The organism is Sphingobacterium sp. BIGb0116 (assembly GCF_024808035.1).
Taxonomy (GTDB): Bacteria; Bacteroidota; Bacteroidia; order Sphingobacteriales; family Sphingobacteriaceae; genus Sphingobacterium; species Sphingobacterium paramultivorum.
In genome coordinates this window covers 132,033-152,754 of sequence record NZ_JANUDT010000003.1, presented here as the reverse complement: position 1 = coordinate 152,754, position 20,722 = coordinate 132,033, and the positions used below count along the sequence as shown (strand labels likewise).

Sequence of the window (20,722 nt, the reverse complement as noted above, 5' to 3'; positions counted from 1 at the left end):
CGTTACGCTATCAGCAACATGTCATATCAATAATTATATGAAATAACGATACGATGAAAAGGAATATCTTTTTTATATTAATATGCTTTGCATTCATGGTTAACCTTGCCATCTGCCAAGAAAAGGACGTCGATTTTAGCAAAGCCTATATTGCCCAAAACGACGGTAAGACAACTATTGAAATTAATGAGGCACAGGAACTTATCTATATTATCTTTGCGATAACTGACTTTGGTAAGGAAAATCCAAACATGACCAAGCAGAATACGGCGTATTTTGAAGAGGTCAAAGCGCATTTTACCCCATTTTCCAATCTCCCTATCGTAAAGAAATTTGACCAGCAGCTGCGAGAGAATCTAACCAACTATTTCCTCTTAGCGGCCAATGTATATGGCTTTAAGTTCAAAAATGACCAATTAGTACCTACAAACATCTATATTTTCCCAGCAAGAGGAGTTGGAAATTATCAGGTGAAATCTAATCCTATACCCGCTTACAAAAACGACCTGGAAGAATTCGCCAAACAGAGCGGATACCGGGCATTCTACAAAGAGCATCAAGGCTATTACGACAGCCTTCGTACAGCATATCAGGAGTATGCTTCCATTGCCGAGCAAAAAGAATGGTTAGAAAAGAAATTCGATTATACAATCAATAGCTATCGTGTATTGACTTCCCCCCTGATTGCCGGGATGAATGCGACCCACACCTTCAAGTACAAAGGTTTCAAAGAAATTTTGCTTTTTTTACCCACCCTCCGCGAAGACGAATCCTGGAGCCCCAAATTCAAAAAAGCACTCAATACACGCATTATTTTTACGGAGATAGACCACAACTACGTAGGTCCATTGAGCGAAAAAAACAAAAAACAGATTGATACAATATTCAATAATAGGGACTTATGGGTCGATACAGAAAACAAAAGTACAGTTCATTATCCAAGTCCGGTAAAAGTATTTGATGAGTATTTAACCTGGGGACTTTTCATCTTATATTGTTACGATAAGTTTGGAGATGATCATGATCTTTTTGGCCAGATTGTTGAAAACGTCAACGATATGATGGTCAATAAAAAAGGATTTCCCAAAGCAGATGAATTTAACGCCGAACTGTTCCGCCTGTATAAAGACAATAACCCGAAAGATATTCAGAGCTTATACAAGCCACTGCTGGACTGGTGCGAGAAAGAAAATTAGCGCCATCCCGATAATATTTAGTAAATTAAGGCTGAGAAGGAAATAAGCCGCTAGAAATGTGAATGTATACGACCATAAGGAATCAGCATAGCATAAGGGGATGATCGTCGAAATATATTTAAACACAATACGTACGGAGAAACAATTATGAACATTAGATTTATCGGTTCTGGCAGTTATATTCCACCCCACAAAATAACCAACGCAGACTTCGCCAACCATCTTTTTTTGGATGAAAATGGGCTGCCGTTCAAGGAGCCGGCTTCTGTCATTGAAAAATTTAAGGCTATCACTGGCATTGAGGAACGCCGCTACGCCGATCCTGACCAAGTGGCTTCAGACCTTGCTTTCCTAGCTGGTCAACGTGCCATTGAAGACGCCGGTATAGCTGCGGAAACATTGGACTATATTATTGTTGCACATAATTATGGCGATGTGCAAGCTGGCAAAATCCAATCGGATACTGTACCAAGTTTAGCAAGCAGGGTGAAGGAAAAGCTCGGGATCAGCAATCCTAAATGTGTGGCTTATGATCTACTATTTGGTTGTCCGGGTTGGAACGAAGGCGTATTGCATGCCAACGCTTTTATAAAATCAGGTATGGCAAAGCGCTGTATGGTCATTGGCGCAGAGACGCTTTCCCGTGTTATAGATCCTTTTGACAGAGATTCGATGATCTATGCGGATGGCGCTGGCGCTGTAATCATCGAAGCCACTACGACAGAGCAAGGGCTCCTGTCGCATGAAAGCGCAACTTATGCGCTTGAGGAAGCGAACTATCTCAATTTCGGATGCTCCTATCAACAAGAGCAGGACCCTGATATACGGTATATTAAAATGAAAGGACGCAAAATCTATGAGTTTGCACTCAGCAAAGTTCCTTTAGCCATGCAGGCTTGCCTTCAAAAAGCGGATATCGATATCACGGCAATCAAAAAAATACTGATCCACCAGGCCAACGAGAAAATGGACGAAGCCATTCTGATGAGATTCTATGCACTATACGGTACAGTACCCCCGCCCGATATTATGCCAATGACCATACATACATTAGGAAATAGCAGCGTGGCAACCATTCCTACCCTCTATGATCTCATTGCTCGTGGTCAGATAGACAATCAATCCCTACACGAAGGCGATATCATCCTATTTGCGTCTGTTGGCGCTGGCATGAATATCAATGCTTTTACCTATCGGGTCTAATGTAATTTTGCGACTATATCGTGCAGCTATTAAGCTAATACAGAGCCTAGATGGGATTTATTTTATAAAAAATAACAAAACACTGTATATATCAATATTTTATACTTAAATTTGTATTATAATCGGCTCCGCCTTTGCTTATCTGAAATCGTCAAGTTATACTTACAACTCAGTTTTCGCATTTTCAGAAGCTTTTTTGTTAGCAAAACGGAGGTAAAGACCTTTTTGGACTTGAGTCAATTCAAGATCATCAAAATCAGATCCTATTTCTTGCAAAAAATCGATTAGCTATTGTTGATATTCATTTATCACAATAATGTAGTACAGATTACTTTAATATAATTTATAAAACAATGCAAGAAGGAACTATTAAATTCTTCAACCAAACAAAAGGTTTTGGTTTTATCACGCCTGCTGGTGGTGGAGACGACATTTTCGTACACGTATCTGGTTTAATCAACGAAGTACGCGAAAATGACAGTGTAACATTTGATGTAGAAAACGGTAAAAAAGGCGTTAATGCAGTTAACGTACGTATCGCATAATTAAGTAAACACACAAGAGGATAATTTATTTATCTTCTTGCGAAGTGTAACGGGCAGCCGTTACACTTTTTTTTATCCATTCCATACCGAAGTAACGCCAAAAACCAGACGATCTATCGGTCCGGCATATGGAAGACTTTTACAATCCAGCCAACATCACTTCTTCCTGTCGCAGAAAATATGGACTGCTATCTTTGAATCTCCCGCGCTTCCTGGAATACTTTCTGATGATATCAGCAACAACATCATCGGTTAGCTCATGCCCCTCTAACGTCGGAAAACCCTCCCAGCGTACAATGCCATCCGGATCTACTAAAATACAGTGGGGGATTCCCTGTACTTCGAGCTGTTTCTTCAACTTTGCTTTCGTATCGATCGCTGAGAAATAATCTATTTTAATCTCCTTCGCTTTTTTAATGACCTCTGCTTTTTCATCCGAAAGACCGATGATCACGAGTTTATCACCATACTTCTTATGCCATTCATTGAGTTCGGGAATTACTTTTCGGCAGGGTCCACACCAAGTAGCCCAAAAATCAATAAGGATAAACTTACCCTTTGTATCAGGTACATCTGTGAGCCACTGCTCCACCTCAAGTTTTGGCGCCTTTTGATTCAAAATTGATTTTGCCCACAATTTCTTATTGTTGTTGCTTTCTTGCGTATGACCGATTACATAGATCAGGCAAAGCGCAAATAATAAGAAAGCTTTTAGGATAACTTTTACATTCATAAAACAGTTTGTTTAGTTCCCCTAATTTATGGATTTTTTTCCACAATCATTTCATCCTTTCATCCTACACATCGACTTTTCAAAGACACCTTAGCTGCCTTTATAAGGCAAAATAACACCTGTACTTTTAATTGATATAAAACATACAATACACTGTATATAAATAATTAGCATATTTATTAAAAACACAGCAACTCCAACTTACTTGTTGTACGGCTCATGATTTTCCGAATGGAGCCATACCGACATCCTTATAAAATAACAGCACACCATCGACATTCTCACCACGAAAACAATCCCCTAATCCATCCTAACAAAAGCTAAATTGAGGCACTCAGCATACAAAAACAACGAAGTGGGCCTCACCTTTATCCTATTCGTCAAGATAATGCACAAGTTGACCGCATTCTCCTGTAGTAAAGTGTAGGATACCCTATTTACAGACACCGCTTTCTAGAATTACAACAACCTTATAGGGCCTATTGAGCACTTAAGTATGCAGCTGACAAACTGACACAACATCAAAAATAAAAAAACATAAATCTATATTAATAAGATATTTATACAATATAATATAAACAGATAATTAAATATAATAATCTTTATAACGCATCAACTTCACCCATCGGATACCATCCATCTGTAATTCGCCCTGCGATGGCAATATGAACTTTTGCCTGGCCCCTCATTTTTCCACTTCTGCATAACCCAGCAGACCGCTAGACCTTTTGGAACCTTTCTCCAGGCATCCTGCATACCGAAACCAACAATCCCCTATGGATAATAGTCATACATATGGGACCAGTTATCGTCAAAACCGCCCAAATCACCCAAACAATCGATACGCCAGCCCACCGGTCTTTTTGAAAGGGTATATTGTTAGGTTTTACGATCGGTCAATAAGATGATCATAGGAGTTTCCATAAAGTTTTCGGTATACGCATCGACCAGGTTCTCGCGCGTAGCCTTGGATAGCTTATCTTCTTGTTCTCCGAAGTAAACTATTTTTAGTATTTCTATTTTTGATAAGTTAAGATGAATGCCCTTTATAATCAGATGGCGAATAACCCGTGATGTTTTTAAAGAATGTAGAAAATGCCGATAAAGATTCAAACCCCAAATGAAATGCAATCTGCTTTATACTTTTATCTGAAAATTTTAAGAGCCCCTTGGCCTCTTGTATTATTCGCTGATAAATTACGTTGGAAGCAGTAATATGGAGGTGTTTTCTGCACAGAATATTCAGATAATTACTCGTTACATGTAATCTCTCCGCATACCAAGTCACTCGTTTATGGGCAGCGAAATTTACATTGACAAGATCCCAAAAAGAGTCAATAATTACATTTGAAGTTCCAAGAAGATTTTCCTTTAAATAATCTCCAGCTTCCTTTTTTATCAAAGAAACTAGAATATCGATTCTTAAGCGCACTATTTCGTTCCACTTTCCATCCGATTCTTGCGCCAAGAGATCGCGTTGGATATTTTTCATTTCATTGAATATGACCTCAAATAAAGCTGTACTGAGTTTAAAAACGGGGTGCAAATTGTGACGAATGAAATAAATCTCACTAAGACTGGAGAAAGTTTCGAATACTTTCTTTCCCACGACAATTTTCTGCGCATTCGTTTCCGGACCGGTAATCCAGTGGTGATGCTGCCCTGGAAATAAAAAATGAAGCTGGTTCCCCTTGACCGGATATTCCGCTGCGTCAATGTAATGCTTACCACTTCCCTCAGAAAATAACACCATCAAAAAGTAAGTGCATTTTGTTGTCTTATTATATTCCTCGGTACCAATTATTTCTTTGTAAAACACCCCCTCTTCCGTGAGCGTAATTGGCAGTTTTTCTGTTTTCATTAAAGGTAAAATTAAAGTAAGTCTAAGTGTTTGCAATCAGCTAAAACACCACTATTATGTAGTCTCACTAGACTATTTTAGGTAGTCTCACTAGGATTATTTCTGCAATTTAAATACCAATTATATTGCTCCTAGCGTACAGGTATCTCCTCTTTCTCCCGAAAAGCACCTAAAAATTCGCTATTATATCACTATTTTCTCATTCCACATTATAGTCACAACCAGTCATCTCAATAAACTGATCCTAACTAACTGAGTCAATATTTTGCACAGACTGTAAAATTGAAGGGATAAAAATAGGGGTAAATTCCAATTTTTCAAACGCGGAAATATTAGCAACAAAATCGTAATACCATTGATCAGTATTGAATTGATGGTTGGTTAAAGATAAAAGTTTCGATTTACAGTATAGAAACGACCTTTTTCAACATAAAAACTGTAACCAACTCATTTACTGAACAAAACAAAGGTTCAGCATCCGATATTTTTTAGATCTTAAGACAAGACATTGGCTGCATAAAATAAATACTGAACCTAAGATGAAAGTCAAGATGTTCAATTTTAGGCGTTATTCAGTTATAATTTTATAAAGTGATTTAATAATTATATAAAACGTTTTTTACATCAAATCTGTATCAGGCTCTTAGGGTCATCCTATCATAGCCATAATTTCTTTCTATTCGGCATTTAGCGATAGAAAAGCAACATCGAAACCGATATTGCCATCATAAGTATTGACCTGGGATATTGTCTACATACTAAAGGGGAAATTACATACAAAAGGCCAAGAAATTATCTTGGCCTAATGCAACATATTATTTGGGGTGTTTTCGTAGCCCTATATAGCAAAAATACTGCCGAAATTACAAAACCACACCCATTAGCTTATTTTTTCTAAAGGCTTTATGCTGCAGAAAAAATATAAAACGACTAAAATCACTTATTCCGCGGCGACTGGGCAAGTACGGCTTTCATTTCAGGAGAATTTATAGCTCCCTGGAATAACAGATTGTCCTTTATCCTAAAATCCAAGTTAGGTATTCCCTTCTATCCTGTAGCCACAGGGTCCACAAATAGAGGCGGATAAGGAAATACTTATTCGGCGTGGTTTACAACAGCAAACCGAAGTGTTCCTTGAGCGCTGTCCGTGCAGCATGATAACCACACATGCCATGCACCCCACCACCCGGAGGCGTCGATGATGAACAGAGATAAATCGTGTCGACCGAGGTTCGGTACGGATTTAGAGCCAAAATAGGCCTACTGTACAGCTGCGAAATATCCATAATACCGCCATTGATATCACCACCGATGTAATTGGGATTATACTCTTCGAGCTCCATAGGAGAAAAGGTATGCTTGGCCAGAATGGTTTCTTTAAAACCCGGCGCGAAGCGCTCAATTTGATTTTCGATCGCTTCGGTATAATCGACCCTGCTCCCATTAGGAACATGGCAGTACGCCCATCCCGTATGCTTGCCTTCGGGAGCACGACTGGAATCAAACGCACTCTGTTGCGCAAACAGCACAAAAGGCTTATCCACTTGCTTCCCAAGATGGCTCCGCTGCTCGCTCTCGGCAATTTCGGCGTAGGTATTTCCCAAATGCACCGTAGCCGCCCGCTGACAGCGTAGATCTTTAAAAGGCGTCTTTTCAGATAATGCCCAATCGACTTTAAATACCCCCATTCCTTGCCTAAAGCCTTCGAGGCGCCTGCGATAGCCGCTAGCAAGACCTATACCTTTGAGTTGCAACAACTGCCGGGGTGTGATATCACAGAGTAGAACTTTATGGGACGGTAGATCGCGAACATCCTCTACCCAAAAGCCCGTTTGGATCTCCCCACCCAACGATTGATAATAGCCTAACAGCGCATTGGCAATGGATTGCGAGCCGCCAATCGGTATCTGCCAGCCATATTTGTTGCCTACCGCCGCAAGCACAATGGCAATTGCAGAAGTTGTCCAGTTGTTTAGGGGCTGAATTCCATGAGCCGCCATCCCTGCCCATAAAGCCTGTGCCTGCACGGAAGTAAAGCGCTTTGCTGTCCAGCTTGCCGGCTGAAGTGCATCCAGCCCAAATGAGGCTAAAGACAAAGGATGCTTCGGAAAGGATAATGGCCCCATAATATCGGCCGCAAGGCCCTCCCAATGTGTCACGACCTTTTCAACCAGCTTACGATAACTTTCGCCATCCATTCCCAAGCCCTTTACCGTTTCAGCAAGACTATGGTATAGAATTCCCGTTTCCCCTTCGTCCAATGGGTGTGCCGCCGCATACTCAGGCTTAACAAAAGATAGCCCAAATGCTTCCAAAGGCAAACTCCTGAAAAATGGCGATGCCATAGCCATGGGATGAATCGCCGAACAGACATCATGTTTGAAGCCCGGAATTGTAAGTTCCTTGGTTCGCATTCCCCCACCGATTGTATCGGCACCTTCAATCAGCAGCGTGCTCAGCCCTTGCTGCTGAAAGGTAATGGCTGCAGCCAGTCCATTTGGTCCCGAACCAATAATAATTGCATCAAATTTTCGCATAAGCTAGTTTTTAATCACTCCTAGTCGCAGCCTGTATTGGGTTGTTCCTTTTTTGAACGCTTTGACGAAGTAGAATCGGACAACGATTTGCTATTATCCTTTTTCTTACCTGCAGATCCGCAGGAGACTGTAAATGTCGTTAAAACAAACGCTAAAAGTCCAAGATTGATTATTTTTTTCATATGTTATCCATTTAATTTTCGATGATGTTGATGTCGTGTGGTCTTATATCGTGTGTTCATCCAAAAAATATGCGCGATACCGTTGCTTTAGCTCCTTTCGCTGTATACTATCAAGCTTGATTTTCGGATCGGTCTGCGATACGACCGTAGAAACAACCTTATGCACGCCTTTACCTTTTTCAATAAATAATACCGTCGGCGAAGAAATCCGTTTAATGGAATCAATCCCCACAGCTGTATAAGGATTTAGGACATCGTGAAATTTGGCCAATATAGCTTCATAACCCGGGCTCCCGGCCTTGGTCGTGATCACTTTACCGTCCTTATCTTTCTCCTTAAGATCCCGGATATCGTGAATATTGAGGTAATAAATAGCCGCCTTTTCCTCCTGGGCAAATTCCAGCAGCGGCGTTATAGCATTCCGAAACCAGGGACAGCTGGGCCATCCAAAAAGGACAATACCGTTTTCAAGCTCCAGCACATCCTGTTCGGTCGCATAGACGATCCGCGGATTGTCGGGAATTTGTACCGGCACTTTGTTCGTTTTATTCAGGCTTTCAAGTTCCTGTTTAAAGCGAACTCCTTCTTGCTTTTTAAACGAAACCTGACTATTTTTTACGGCTTCCTTCGTATCCTGCCTGGATTGGCAGTTAGTCACATTGAGCAACACCGCTACCGCTAATAACATGCTAGCCAATAATTTTAAATCTTTCATATCATTTATGCATTTAAGTGTAATCCTCTTGTTAATTGACCGATTGCTTGTAGCTTTTAATATGTTCACCGATATCCCAGACCTGCGCTTTTGGCACCCATTCACTGATGAGGCTGCTTGCAATGGCCGAGCGATAACCCGAAGCGCAGTGCACCACGATAGGTTTATCCACTGGTAGCTCGGCAATATGCGCCTTCAATTCGGCCAGCGGAATATTATGTGCCCCTTTGAATACAGGCTCAGTCTTAGCTTCCTCGACCGTACGTACATCCACTATAAAATATTGATCTTGCGCCCTATCAAAAGCGGTCTGGTCAAAAGCTGTCGAAGGCTGCCCCGCGAAATCCCCATACAACACGATACCTTTAACAAACTGCTCATAGCCAATTTTGGCCAGCTTTTCGAGCTGCACCTGCCCCTGTTCTTTGGTGTCTACGGCGAGATAAAAACCGTCTTTCGGTTCAATAAAAGTTCCTACCCAAGATTCTGACTTGCTACGTTCGGGAATATTAATGGCCTCCGGAAAATGTGACGCCCTAAATTCTGAAGCGGGGCGGGTATCGAGGACAGTGCTCAGTGTATGGGGCAGCGCTGCTGCCGAAACCACTGAAATACCCGACAAAGAAGCCAATAATGGCTTTGCTCCCCGACGATTCAATTCTACATTATAAGGGAAATAGATCGGTACAGGCGGACGATCTGCTAGAATCTGCTTGACAAACTCTTCTTCCGATTTTTGCTGAAAGGCCAAGTTGTGGGTTCTTTCCGCGCCAATGGTACTTTGCTTAGCACCCTTTATTGCATTTCCGCAAAGTGATCCAGCGCCATGTGCCGGATACAAAAGCACCTGATTGCCTAACGTTGCATAGATATCATGAACGGTATGGTAGAGCTGCCGCGCCAGTTTTTCGCGCTGCGTAGCCTGTTCTCCCGAGTACTCGCGCAGATCGGGCCTTCCAACTCCACCAATCAATACCGCATCCCCCGAAAAGATCGCCACATCGCGACCATTTTCTTTTAACAAAACAGATATGCTATCTGGTGAATGTCCGGCTGTATTGATGGCATGCAACACAATTTGGTCCGAAATCTTTAAGGTATCGCCATCGTCAAAAGTATGGTGGGGATAGGTCGCACGGACAAGCTTGCTGACATAAACCGGAACTTTCAGATCCTGATGGATCTCCAGATGGGAACTCACAAAATCAGCATGCGGATGTGTTTCCACAACCGCGATAATTTTCGCTCCCTGCTCCTTTGCATAAGCGTAATAGGGCCTTGGATCGCGGGCCGGGTCAACAAGAACAATTTTCTTGTCGGCCAAGATCGCATAGGAAAACTGTGCCAGGCCTTCATCTTCAAACTGCCTGATGCTGTAGCCATTCGCAAAATTATTGGTATTTCCAAAACAGGATACGCCCTGACCTGCCGAAGCAAGGGTAAAAAGGACAGCTGAACGGTGGATAAATGATCTTCTATTCATAACATTCTTTCTTTAAGACAATTAGTAGGCAAAGAGTGTATTTTTCATATACCATTCTTTACCGGTGAGATAGGATTCTTTGACCCTATTGAGGGTAATTTCGAGGTTATTGCCACTGGCATCCAGCCCTTTGAGTTTGATCTGTTCTGCTGTTGGTCGTTCGTAAGCCCATTTCAGCACATGCAGGCTATCGCCCTGCGCTTTTCCATACAGGGCTTTCAGTCCCACATCTAGTTTTTTATCTAGTTTTTTACGTTGTTCCTTACTAAATTTCTGATTTTTATCGATCAGATACAGTGCATGTTCTGTCGAGTCTATTTCATAGTAGAGGTAGTTCTTCCCTCCGGCCCTGCCTGTAAACTCGTAAGTTTTGAGCACATCATTTAAGGACGGGGTACCATTGCCAAGATCGATCGAATTGGCTTTGTTAACCTTGTACACCAAGGTCGAATAACGCTCAAAAAATGCCTCATGCCAACGTACTGAATCGGCAGGTGAATAAGCCTGAGACTTTCCATTCAGCAGAAAACTCGAAACTTCATAATGTCCTGCAGCTTTTGCCAGCCCAGGAAGTACAGGTTCCTTTAGACGCCCTTCATCGTAGAATCGCTCATAGCGATAAAAGCCGTAAACGAAAATAAACAGGACCACAATGGTCGCCTTTAGGCCAAAATAAAATGGCTTATTCCACTTCCTGACAAACTTGGGCACATAGTAATAGGTGCTTACTGGTTCGCGCAGGATAAAAAGCTTCCAGATCGCAGGCAGATACTGCAGCAATAGAAAAAGGGAAAGCAATACAAAATATGAACTGTATACATGAACTGCTCCATCGTAGGCAATATTGGCGTGGGCAATGTTAAAGAGGACTCCAGCATTGATAATGGCTCCTATTACGACCGTGGGCCGAAAGAAGAGCAGGCTTCCCGCCGCTATCTCCAAAAAGCCTAAAAAGATCTCATATTTATAGGATACACCGACGATTTGCCAATACAACTTAAAGGGGGCATATTCACCGATATCGGTATTCAGATTGGCAAGGGATGGAAATGGCATCTGCATTGGAAAGAACTTGATAAATCCGAAGGCAATAAGTCCCAGTGCAATGCGGTAGCGTACCAATACCCGCAACCAATAGTACAGCGCATCATAGCGTTGCACCTTACTATTTCGGGCCAATATCGTCCAGATGGAAGCACCCAGCACAGCAATCAGGCCATTGAGCCACCAAGACGTATACGATGCGAAACCCCATTTGCCACTTTCGCTGTCTATTTCTATCCAACCCGTACGCGCCCCACCGGCGATCGTTGCCATCCAATCATATAATGATTCGGGTTTAAATACTTTTTCGTACCATTCCCAATCCAGGGGTACCACCATCAGGATAAAGAAAATAAAGGTGAATCTAAATCCTACTTTCTCCCAGTACTTCCAGCCTTGCTCCTGCTGGCTGGTAGGAATGCTTTCCAAATATTGAATCGTTGCCATAAACTTAGTCTAAATTTGAATCGTTAATAAATACGGATCGGTTTTCTGCGGCCTTCATGCAACAGATATTTCTTGTTCACTTTCTCCAGCCGCACATGCAATGAGTCGCCCAGCTGGTTGACTCCATCAAGTAAAACTGTCCGTTTGTCGGGTCTTTTGACAATAAAGGCAAAAGTGTGGCCTTTACTCACTTTTCCGGTAAGTTTGATTGTGGTTGTGCTCTTATCACTTCCCTGCTTGCTCGTATAGCCAAAGAATTCACGCCCACCATTGCCCAGGTATTCGTAGTTACGCTCGCGATTGAAGGCGATACGCGGTTTGAGGCTATCGACCTTTACAGAACGGTTTCCACGGATGCTGAGCGTATTCCATTTTTCAAAAACCACATCCTTCCATCGCAATGTATCGGTTAGCGAATACGGAATAGTATCGCCTTTCCAGACGAAGTCTTTTACATCGTATACGCCTGCAGCTCCTTCCAATCCCTTTTCATCGGGGAATGGGTAATCGGAATTCTTCCAGCTCAGGTAAGCCTGCACGCTAAATACGGCGATCAGAAGCAGGAACACGGCCTGCAGATAAGGGCGAATCCCCGCAACTCTGCGGCCATAGACAGGCCAAAACCCATCGGGAATAGTTGCTGCCTTTTTAATCAAAAGCTGATAAAAACGGGGCCAGTCGTACGAGAAGATAACGACCGCAAGCAATAGTAAAAACGAACTATAGACCTGTTCACCGATCTCGTATACATAATTAACGATCACGACATTGAGCAATACGGCGATAAGTAATCCCGAACCGATGATTGCCGTACGGCGGTTCAGTAAAAAGAGTCCGCCCAGGATCTCCAGCGCGCCTATTACTGGTAGATATCCAGCGGTTGCAATGCCGTTGGTCAGGTAATAGAGCTTCCAGAGCAGGAAATCACCGTATTCGGTATGCAGCTCGCTAATGGTGGGTTCGGGAAGTTGTATAGGGATGATTTTGACAAGACCTATAAAAGTAATGGCCAATGCCAAACGATAACGCAGCAGCACGCGGAGCCAGTAAAATACACGATCGTCATCGGCCTGAAAAGTCTGCCTGATTTTACGGCCAAAGGCCCAAAATAGCAATAGCGCGAGGGCCAGGGCGATTGCCCAGTTGTAGTATCCGTGCACATCGCTACCGACGAAAGGGCTTTCGGCGATAAAAGAAGTGCGGTAAGTCGCCAATCCAAACCAGTTCTCCAATGAAAACAAGTCAGCAAATGAACTCCCCGTGAAAAGATTGGGGTCATACGGGATGCTGAGTATCAAAAAGAAGATCAGGCCGATGTATAAAATAGCTGAGCGATAGCGCTTAAAAAAATGAGAGTCTGCAAATGTTGTCATTTCAATCCGATTAAATAAAAAAACAAATGATTCATCCGATCAATCCAAACCTGGATTTTGTTGTAGATTCGGGTCTATCGAAACCTGAGCGTACGGTATCGGCAGCAGTAGCCTATTCACGGAGGAAATATTGAGTACCTGTTGCGCGCGTCCTGTCCGCAGCAGATCATACCAGCGATGGTTTTCTAGGGCAAATTCAACGCGATTTTCATCTTCCACGGCCTGCAGGAGCGCTGCCGCTCCGAGACTTTGCAAGGGTTTGATGTTGGCGCGTGAGCGGACGGCATTTAAGTCGGCCAATGCAGCTGTCAGATCGCCCGAGCCATTCCGTTGCGCCAATGCTTCGGCGCGGATTAGGTAAAGCTCGGCCGTACGGATCAAAAAGACGGGGTCTGTTCGGTCTGTTCGGTAATACAGATTGCCGATCAGGATATTCGGATCTGTGGATGAAGAGGTCTTGGATACCAATGCCGTCCGATCCCCACCAACAGCTGGATCTACCAGCAGGTCATAGATGGCCTGAGAAGGTCTGATCCAAGCGGTCCCCCCATTATTGCCCGACAACCATTGACTGGCCTGACCACTAGTATTGTTGATATCAAAGACCAATTCGAAGACCGATTCTTTGGTATTGGAGGTATTGTTGGCATAAAACGAGCGGTATGGGCTCACCAAACTATAATTGGTATTATCATCAATAATATACGAGGCATATTTTATGGCTTCAGACCAGTTTTTCTGATACAGGTAGAATCTTGCCAGCAGCGCCCGCGCGGTCTTTTTGGTAGCGCGTATACGGTTGGTTTCATTGGGCAACAGCTGTTCGGCCTTTTGCAGATCCTGCAGCACCTGTGCGTAGGTGTCAGTCAGGGAGCTCCTTTGGACCTGGGGCAGACTGCTGGCCGAAGTCGTTGGCTGCAGCACGATCTGTACACCACCCCAGGTTCTGGCTAGATCAAAATAGGCCAATGCACGCACGAAATAGGCCTCCCCAACAAGCTGGTTGCGATAGGCTTCGGTAAAAGTGGTCGTCAGCGCCAGATTGGGTACTTTGGTAATCACATGGTTGGTCCTATTGATGGTGGCATAGACCTGGTTCCATGCCGTAGCAAGCACAGCGAGGTCAGATTTTACCGTATGATTGGTCAAGGTCTGATGGACAGTTTGGCTACCGCGATACACGATATTGTCTGCCGAAAAGAATCCCAGTAGCTGAAAGCTATAGCCATAATAATCGTTGGACCGAAGTGCTGAGTAAATACCGCGCACGGCTGTTGCGGCAGAACTCCCGTCAACGATAGTCACTTCATCAGACACTGAATTCTTGGGCTCGACCTCCAAAAAAGAGCTGCAGCTACTTAGCTGAAAGGCAAGAAGCGGAAAAAGGAAATATATAATTTTTTTCATGAGCTTTACGGATTAAGGTTAACGTTTATAGGGTGACATTGAGCCCAAGCTGAAACGTGCGCGGCTGTGGTGGAGTTCCGAAGGATCCTATCCCCTGTGCATTTGGGTTGCTGGTCACATTCGATTCAGGATCACCGGTGTATTTGCTCCACACAAAGAGATTAGACCCTACAAAATAGATACGTGCAGCAGTCAATTTTGCCCGCTCGACCAGCTCTTTCGGCAATTTATAACCAAAAGACAGCTGTCTGAGCTTTAAAAACGAGGCATCTTCCAGATAGCGGCTATTGGCATCGATGGTATAGTTGAGTCCTTCCGATGTCAGTCGAGGCACATCGGTGATATCACCGGGCTGTTGCCATCTGTTTAGCACATTTTGAAATACGCCACCGCTGCTCGGGTTACGCTCCCGAAAGTAGCGGTTGAGGTTAACGGCATAGTTGCCATATTGGAAACTAAAGTCTACACCCAGATCAAAGTTTTTATAGGTAAAGGTATTGCCTATACCTCCATAAAACTTGGGATAAGCATTCCGAAAAACTTTACGTGCCGAAGTAGGCAAAGAACCATCGCTCAGCTGTCCGTCAAACACGGCTTTTCCGGTCTGTGGATCGACCGACAGCTGTTCGTAAAGCCAGAATGAGTTGAGCGAATAACCTTCTTTCAGGATAACCCAATCGCGGGTATACTGGGTAATCTGCGTGGGCAGTTTCTCTATTTTATTCTTATTTCCAGAAATGTTGAAGCTTGTATTCCAAGCAAAGTCTTTTGTTTTCACGTTGAGTGAGTTGATCAACACTTCATAGCCTTTATTGCTGATCTCGCCCACATTGGCCCAGTATTTTGAAAAACCAGAACTGCCAACAATAGGTCGCTCGAGCAGAAGATCGGAGGTATATTTATGATAAAGATCTACGGTAATGGACAGGCGGTTTTTGAATAGCGCCACATCCAGCCCAAGGTCTGCCTGCGCTGTTTTCTCCCAGCGCAGATTTTCGTTGCCCAACTGGAAAGGACCTGTACTTGGCAACACCTTGCCATAGCTGTCGGCATATTTTTCATTGCCCGACCAAAGACCTCTAGCGGCAAAATTGCTGATTCCGGCCTGATTGCCCGTCAATCCATAGGAAGCCCTAATTTTCAGATCGTTTAACCAGGTTTGATCTGCCAGAAAGGCTTCTTGGCTAATCCGCCAGCCTGCCGAAAAAGCCGGGAAATAGCCCCATCGGTTGTTGGCACCGAACTTGGACGAGCCATCTGCCCGCAGGGTTGCCTCCGCAAAATAACGGTCTGCATAGCTATAGCCTACTCTTCCAAAAAAGGAAGCAATCGTATATTTAGTCCAATTGTCGGATGCAATGATATTGGCTGCCGATGAGATCTGTTTAAAGGAATCATTGGCAAAACCATTCCCCTCCAGGTATTTGTAATCAAGTACGTTGCTCTGCAAGGTATTTCCCAAAATAGCATTCAGGCTATGCTTGCCGAAGGTATTTTGGTACGTCAGGGTTTGTTCGTTTATCCAGGTAGCATTTCTCGATATTCCCGAGGTCGCCTGATTGTTATTCGCAATGCCGATACTGGTTTTACTATTCCAGTATTGTGATTCATCGTATAGGTTATAGTCGGCACTAAAACTGGATTTGAATTTCAGTCCTTTCACTAGATCGATTTCCGCAAAGGCACTTCCTACATAACGCAGACTTGTAGTATTGACATCGTAGTTGTCCACCAGTGTATAGGTATTATCGGTACCATTGAGTGATCCATCGGTATTGAATATCGGAACATTCGTTGCCGAAGAAACGGCCGAATTGAAAAGACTTACCTGAGGGCCATCACCTGTACGCGCCTGATTGCGGTAGGTTCTGGAAAAATTATTTGTTAGGCCGATTTTGACACGGCTACTGATCTGATGGTCGAAATTAAATTTGAGATTGGTACGCGAGAAGTCGATTACCTTTATAAAAGCTTCCTGTCCTGTGTAGCCTGCGCCGATATAGAACCTTGATTTGTCACCGCCCCCCTGTATACCGATGTTATAATCCTGCAGCTTCCCATGGCGCAACAGGAAACCAAGGCGATCATAGGTAGGCTGATCTTCAGGATTTCCTTTCCCGCCTTCCGAAACTGGACGATAAGGCCTGTTGGTGAAAGTCTGTTTCAATGCCGGATTGTCCAATCCGGAGTTTATCCACCACTCGTTGGCGAGGGTTGCTGTTTCGGGACCTGTAGCCAATTTTGGCAACAAGGATTTATTGGCTTCGGCCCAGCCCCCCTGCAAGTTGAGGTCAATTTTGGTACGGCTACCGTAACTTCCTTTTTTTGTGGTAATGATGATCACACCATTGGCACCCCGGGAACCATAGATCGCGGTTGCCGAAGCATCCTTCAGCACTTCAATCGATTCGATATCTGCTGGGTTGATATCCGTGAGCGGTGAACTGGTCCGTCCACCAAGCCCGATATTTTGGAGCGAAGTATTATTTAAGAATACGCCATCAATAATATATAAGGGATCGCTACTGGAGTTGATCGATGTCGTTCCGCGAACCCGCAGGAAGATACTTTCGCCGGGGACACCCGAGTTGGTGGAAACCTGTACCCCGGATAGCTTACCCTGCAACTGGGCATCAAAACTTGCTACCGGAATTTTGTTGACTTCGGCAGCGTCAATCTTGGCAACTGCTCCCGTTAGATTTCTTCGCTTTTGTACACCGTAGCCTACGACGACCACTTCATCCAGATCAGAAACGCTAGGTTGAAGCAAGATCTGAATCTGCGCTTCCCGTGCGGTTATCTTTCGACCTTTGTATCCCAAAAATGAAGTTGAGAATGTCAACGGAAGTCGTTGCCCCGTGACAAACTGAAATCTTCCCGACGCATCGGTCTTTACTTGATGGGTAACACCTTCGAGCTTTATGGTAACGCCTTCAATAGGTCGATTGGTAATCGAATCCAATACAACACCTTTTAAGGTTGCGTTAATAAGTGGCTCAGATTGCTGCGAAAATGCAGGCAATAGCAAACCATGTGACAAAAAAATCGTCACGGCGTACTTCCATACGCTATTTTTCATAGGTAAAATTTTAACAGTGAATATTTACAAGTGCCAACGCCAATTGATTACTTGTCAGAAAAGCTGCTTTTATGGAAAGAAATACTTTCCCCTAGACTTAGCTACACATTCGCCTATTGAAATCAGAACAAAAGGATTTACAGTTGCGCAGATTTGCGCTCGATTGGGAAGGGTTAAAATAAAAGTTGTAGTTCATAAATAACATATTAAGTTAAAAATTATGATGATTACTCATGGAAGAGGTTGCCTTATTCAAGCTTGTCTCCTAGGTTGATGAAACAAATATAGTAAACATAAAATAAAATCTATAATATTAGTAGACTTTATTTTTAACTATATTTTCTTCCATAAAAAAATCGCAAGTAAATCGGCCCAGAAAAGTTGGTGGAAATATGTACATTTGAGTGCAGTCAATTACCTTTAGATCATGCAGCTATTTCCTCCAGAAATTTTATCGCCCTACATCAAGCACTATCTTTTTTTGGAAAGTGGCGGTGATCAGCACAAAAAACTGCGGTTATTTTCCGATGGCAACACTGGAATGGTATTTCTTCTCAATGAAGGCCACCTGTCCATCAACAAAAGTCAGCAGCTTCCCGCTTCATTTTTGTATGGTCAGATCAGCCATTTCCAGGATCTCGCGCTGCTGACACAGACTTCATTTGTTATTATTGTCTTCCAACCCGATGGGCTCTATAAGTTACTCGGTATCGCTGCCCATACACTAAAAGATCAAATTATTGTTACGCAAGATGTATTTGGACAGTCCGTTATCAGACTATATGACAGCCTGATGCATGCGAAGTCCTCAACTGAAAAAGTACATGCATTAAATGCCTTCTTTTATGCATATGCAGTCCGACAGAAGTCTCCAAATCAGGGATCACTATCTGCAATTCTGCAACATATCACAGCGCAAAAGGGAATGGTTACTGTAAGACAAATCGTCCAATACAGCGGTTACACCGAACGGCATATGGAAAGAATATTTGCGGAACAGGTTGGAATGAGCCCCAAAAAATTTGGCAATATTGTTCAATTCCATTCCTTTTTGAAGTTACTTCGCAACAAAGCAGCTGAAACGAACTTAACGACAATCAGCCACGAAAGTGGGTATTTTGATCAGTCTCACCTCATCAGGGCATTTAAAAAATATACCGGTATCACACCTTCGGAATATTTAAATAATACAAATCGGCTAGCGATCAACTTTATGGAATTTAAAAGCAAATCGGACCGCATGTCGGGTTTATACAATTTCAGCTAAGGCCCCGCGTGTAGCTTTGTCTATAGATCAATCAAAGAAATATGGACAACTTAAAAATTTCTACGGCACAATTTGAGCACAAAAGTGCGAACAAGGCTTATAACCTAGCCATTATCGAACGACTTGCGCAAGAGGCCGCCGCACAGGGTGCTGAGGTAATTGCATTTCACGAATGCTCCATAACAGGGTATACCTTTGCCCGAAATTTAGATAAGCAGCAAATGCTTGCGATCGCCGAACTTGTTCCCGACGGCGAAAGTACACAAAAGCTGATTTCAATAGCCGCTAAGTACAACATCACTATCCTCGCGGGCCTGTTTGAAAAGGATGAGGACGACAACCTATATAAACCTTATATCTGTGTAGACAAAAATGGCCTAATTGCAAAGCATCGCAAGCTTCACCCCTTTATAAACCCCCATTTGCAAGCAGGGCAAGGCTATACTATTTTTGAAATTAACGGTTGGAAATGTGGCATTTTAATCTGTTATGATAATAATGTCATCGAAAATGTACGCGCAACAAAATTATTGGGTGCCGACATCATCTTTATGCCCCATGTAACCATGTGTACCCCTTCTTCCCGACCTGGCGCAGGTTTTGTAGATCCGCAGCTTTGGCAAAACCGCGAAAACGATCCAACCAGCTTGCGCTTAGAATTTGACGGAATGAAAGGACGCAGCTGGCTGATGAAATGGCTGCCAGCCCGGGCCTATGACAATGCGCTCTATGTTGTTTTTTCAAACCCCATCGGCATGGATGACGATCAGTTAAAAAATGGATGTTCCATGATCCTAGATCCTTTCGGGGATATTCTGACTGAATGCCGTACATTTGAAGATAGTTTTACAATAGCCACCATTACGCCCGAAAAACTGATTCAAGCCGGTGGATATCGTTACATAAATGCTCGAAGGCCAGATCTCTATGATGACATTATCGGCCAACAGCATGAGTCCCAACAAAAAGTGGTCTGGTTGCATACCGACAATCGTTAGTTCCGCTAAAACGAATGGCTACTTTAAGACCTTTTCACATGGTCTTAAAGTAGTTGCTCCAATAATGTTACCGATCAACCTCCAGATGTTTGCCCGACGACAGCACGTCCAACTACCTTAAGAAAAGTACTTGTCTTTTCTCATAATACAAACGCCAAAAAGCCATTAGAGACCGACAAAAAAAGACATAATGGGCTATAAAAATAGGTATCTCTTACTGCAAAAGAAGACTTTCTGTACTTCTTAAAGATGCCGACAAACTTCATATCGCCAATAAATCGGAGAAGGAAAATACCACTGATCATATACATTCCATAGCGGATATACTTTGCCTCTACCGGAACATCCAAAACTCCGATGGCACATAGATTTACAAACGCAAAAATCAATAATCCGATAGCAACCAGCAAAGTGCCTACCCGGGTGGGATTAAATATCCTTCTGCCATTCATATCGGTCGGAACGGCAACATTCATTCCCCAATGTCCACCGAGCAGCCAGAAAAAATGCAACAAAGCCAAAAAAATAAAAATAGTGGCGATAACGATTGAAAGTACAAACTCCATAAGGTAAATATAACGTATTTTAACTTGCCTGTGTCAGGGTTTCTCCTGAAACAGGCAAGTTATGCAACAGCAGGAATGCGAATTAT

General features: G+C 43.2%; 16 protein-coding genes. 5 read left to right on the top strand and 11 right to left on the bottom strand.

Annotation, left to right across the window (positions count from 1 at the left end; translation table 11 throughout):
* Nucleotides 1-53: 53 nt before the first annotated feature.
* The 3 genes from M2419_RS09475 (at nt 54) to M2419_RS09465 (ending at nt 2,944) form a co-directional block, all read left to right on the top strand.
* Nucleotides 54-1,196 carry a DUF4932 domain-containing protein gene (locus M2419_RS09475; RefSeq protein ID WP_153847569.1) on the top strand — a complete coding sequence of 381 codons (1,143 nt, stop codon included), beginning with the start codon at nt 54-56 and terminating at the stop codon, nt 1,194-1,196.
* A gap of 147 nt (nt 1,197-1,343) precedes the next feature.
* Complete coding sequence (locus M2419_RS09470) at nt 1,344-2,399, top strand: 3-oxoacyl-ACP synthase III family protein (protein WP_153847570.1); 1,056 nt, start codon at nt 1,344-1,346, stop codon at nt 2,397-2,399.
* 353 nt (nt 2,400-2,752) lie between these two features.
* Nucleotides 2,753-2,944: a cold-shock protein gene (locus M2419_RS09465; protein ID WP_070566486.1), complete on the top strand. Its 192-nt coding sequence runs from the start codon at nt 2,753-2,755 to the stop codon at nt 2,942-2,944.
* Nucleotides 2,945-3,083: 139 nt separating this feature from the next.
* On the opposite strand, the gene M2419_RS09460 is transcribed toward M2419_RS09465, so the two are convergent.
* From M2419_RS09460 to M2419_RS09415, 10 genes are all read right to left on the bottom strand, one after another.
* The gene (locus tag M2419_RS09460; protein WP_153847571.1) at nt 3,084-3,677 is read right to left on the bottom strand and encodes a TlpA disulfide reductase family protein; all 594 of its coding nucleotides are present in this window, start codon (nt 3,675-3,677) and stop codon (nt 3,084-3,086) included.
* A gap of 1,030 nt (nt 3,678-4,707) precedes the next feature.
* Nucleotides 4,708-5,538 carry an AraC family transcriptional regulator gene (locus M2419_RS09455; RefSeq protein WP_153847572.1) on the bottom strand — a complete coding sequence of 277 codons (831 nt, stop codon included), beginning with the start codon at nt 5,536-5,538 and terminating at the stop codon, nt 4,708-4,710.
* Between the two features lie 1,109 nt (nt 5,539-6,647).
* On the bottom strand, nt 6,648-8,075 hold the full coding sequence (locus tag M2419_RS09450) for an NAD(P)/FAD-dependent oxidoreductase (RefSeq protein WP_259254870.1): 1,428 nt from the start codon (nt 8,073-8,075) through the stop codon (nt 6,648-6,650).
* A 20-nt stretch (nt 8,076-8,095) separates the two neighbouring features.
* Nucleotides 8,096-8,257 (bottom strand): hypothetical protein, encoded by a 162-nt coding sequence (locus M2419_RS09445; RefSeq protein WP_153847574.1) that lies wholly within the window; start codon nt 8,255-8,257, stop codon nt 8,096-8,098.
* A 43-nt stretch (nt 8,258-8,300) separates the two neighbouring features.
* Nucleotides 8,301-8,972: a hypothetical protein gene (locus M2419_RS09440; protein ID WP_153847575.1), complete on the bottom strand. Its 672-nt coding sequence runs from the start codon at nt 8,970-8,972 to the stop codon at nt 8,301-8,303.
* A gap of 31 nt (nt 8,973-9,003) precedes the next feature.
* Nucleotides 9,004-10,455 carry a rhodanese-like domain-containing protein gene (locus M2419_RS09435; protein WP_153847576.1) on the bottom strand — a complete coding sequence of 484 codons (1,452 nt, stop codon included), beginning with the start codon at nt 10,453-10,455 and terminating at the stop codon, nt 9,004-9,006.
* A gap of 21 nt (nt 10,456-10,476) precedes the next feature.
* A complete protein-coding gene (locus tag M2419_RS09430) occupies nt 10,477-11,946 on the bottom strand; it encodes a hypothetical protein (RefSeq protein WP_153847577.1) in 1,470 nt (489 codons plus the stop codon).
* Nucleotides 11,947-11,969: 23 nt separating this feature from the next.
* On the bottom strand, nt 11,970-13,244 hold the full coding sequence (locus M2419_RS09425) for a beta-carotene 15,15'-monooxygenase (RefSeq protein ID WP_153847578.1): 1,275 nt from the start codon (nt 13,242-13,244) through the stop codon (nt 11,970-11,972).
* A 114-nt stretch (nt 13,245-13,358) separates the two neighbouring features.
* The gene (locus M2419_RS09420) at nt 13,359-14,726 is read right to left on the bottom strand and encodes a RagB/SusD family nutrient uptake outer membrane protein (protein WP_153847579.1); all 1,368 of its coding nucleotides are present in this window, start codon (nt 14,724-14,726) and stop codon (nt 13,359-13,361) included.
* 25 nt (nt 14,727-14,751) lie between these two features.
* Complete coding sequence (locus M2419_RS09415; protein WP_259254869.1) at nt 14,752-17,805, bottom strand: TonB-dependent receptor; 3,054 nt, start codon at nt 17,803-17,805, stop codon at nt 14,752-14,754.
* A 427-nt stretch (nt 17,806-18,232) separates the two neighbouring features.
* On the opposite strand from M2419_RS09415, the gene M2419_RS09410 reads away from it, so the two are divergent.
* The gene (locus tag M2419_RS09410; protein WP_159726976.1) at nt 18,233-19,072 is read left to right on the top strand and encodes a helix-turn-helix transcriptional regulator; all 840 of its coding nucleotides are present in this window, start codon (nt 18,233-18,235) and stop codon (nt 19,070-19,072) included.
* A 41-nt stretch (nt 19,073-19,113) separates the two neighbouring features.
* The gene (locus M2419_RS09405) at nt 19,114-20,070 is read left to right on the top strand and encodes a nitrilase family protein (RefSeq protein ID WP_259254868.1); all 957 of its coding nucleotides are present in this window, start codon (nt 19,114-19,116) and stop codon (nt 20,068-20,070) included.
* A gap of 140 nt (nt 20,071-20,210) precedes the next feature.
* On the opposite strand, the gene M2419_RS09400 is transcribed toward M2419_RS09405, so the two are convergent.
* The gene (locus M2419_RS09400; RefSeq protein WP_259254867.1) at nt 20,211-20,636 is read right to left on the bottom strand and encodes a DUF3995 domain-containing protein; all 426 of its coding nucleotides are present in this window, start codon (nt 20,634-20,636) and stop codon (nt 20,211-20,213) included.
* Nucleotides 20,637-20,722 lie beyond the last annotated feature (86 nt).

Excerpts from the sequence above, each read along its gene's own strand:
- M2419_RS09410 (WP_159726976.1), top strand. The coding sequence starts at position 18,233 with ATGCAGCTATTTCCTCCAGAAATTTTATCGCCCTACATCAAGCACTAT.
- M2419_RS09460 (WP_153847571.1), bottom strand. The coding sequence starts at position 3,677 with ATGAATGTAAAAGTTATCCTAAAAGCTTTCTTATTATTTGCGCTTTGC.
- M2419_RS09455 (WP_153847572.1), bottom strand. The coding sequence starts at position 5,538 with ATGAAAACAGAAAAACTGCCAATTACGCTCACGGAAGAGGGGGTGTTT.
- M2419_RS09435 (WP_153847576.1), bottom strand. The coding sequence starts at position 10,455 with ATGAATAGAAGATCATTTATCCACCGTTCAGCTGTCCTTTTTACCCTT.
- M2419_RS09430 (WP_153847577.1), bottom strand. The coding sequence starts at position 11,946 with ATGGCAACGATTCAATATTTGGAAAGCATTCCTACCAGCCAGCAGGAG.
- M2419_RS09415 (WP_259254869.1), bottom strand. The coding sequence starts at position 17,805 with ATGAAAAATAGCGTATGGAAGTACGCCGTGACGATTTTTTTGTCACAT.
- M2419_RS09470 (WP_153847570.1), top strand. The coding sequence starts at position 1,344 with ATGAACATTAGATTTATCGGTTCTGGCAGTTATATTCCACCCCACAAA.
- M2419_RS09440 (WP_153847575.1), bottom strand. The coding sequence starts at position 8,972 with ATGAAAGATTTAAAATTATTGGCTAGCATGTTATTAGCGGTAGCGGTG.
- M2419_RS09405 (WP_259254868.1), top strand. The coding sequence starts at position 19,114 with ATGGACAACTTAAAAATTTCTACGGCACAATTTGAGCACAAAAGTGCG.
- M2419_RS09400 (WP_259254867.1), bottom strand. The coding sequence starts at position 20,636 with ATGGAGTTTGTACTTTCAATCGTTATCGCCACTATTTTTATTTTTTTG.
- M2419_RS09465 (WP_070566486.1), top strand. The coding sequence starts at position 2,753 with ATGCAAGAAGGAACTATTAAATTCTTCAACCAAACAAAAGGTTTTGGT.
- M2419_RS09420 (WP_153847579.1), bottom strand. The coding sequence starts at position 14,726 with ATGAAAAAAATTATATATTTCCTTTTTCCGCTTCTTGCCTTTCAGCTA.
- M2419_RS09450 (WP_259254870.1), bottom strand. The coding sequence starts at position 8,075 with ATGCGAAAATTTGATGCAATTATTATTGGTTCGGGACCAAATGGACTG.
- M2419_RS09475 (WP_153847569.1), top strand. The coding sequence starts at position 54 with ATGAAAAGGAATATCTTTTTTATATTAATATGCTTTGCATTCATGGTT.
- M2419_RS09445 (WP_153847574.1), bottom strand. The coding sequence starts at position 8,257 with ATGAAAAAAATAATCAATCTTGGACTTTTAGCGTTTGTTTTAACGACA.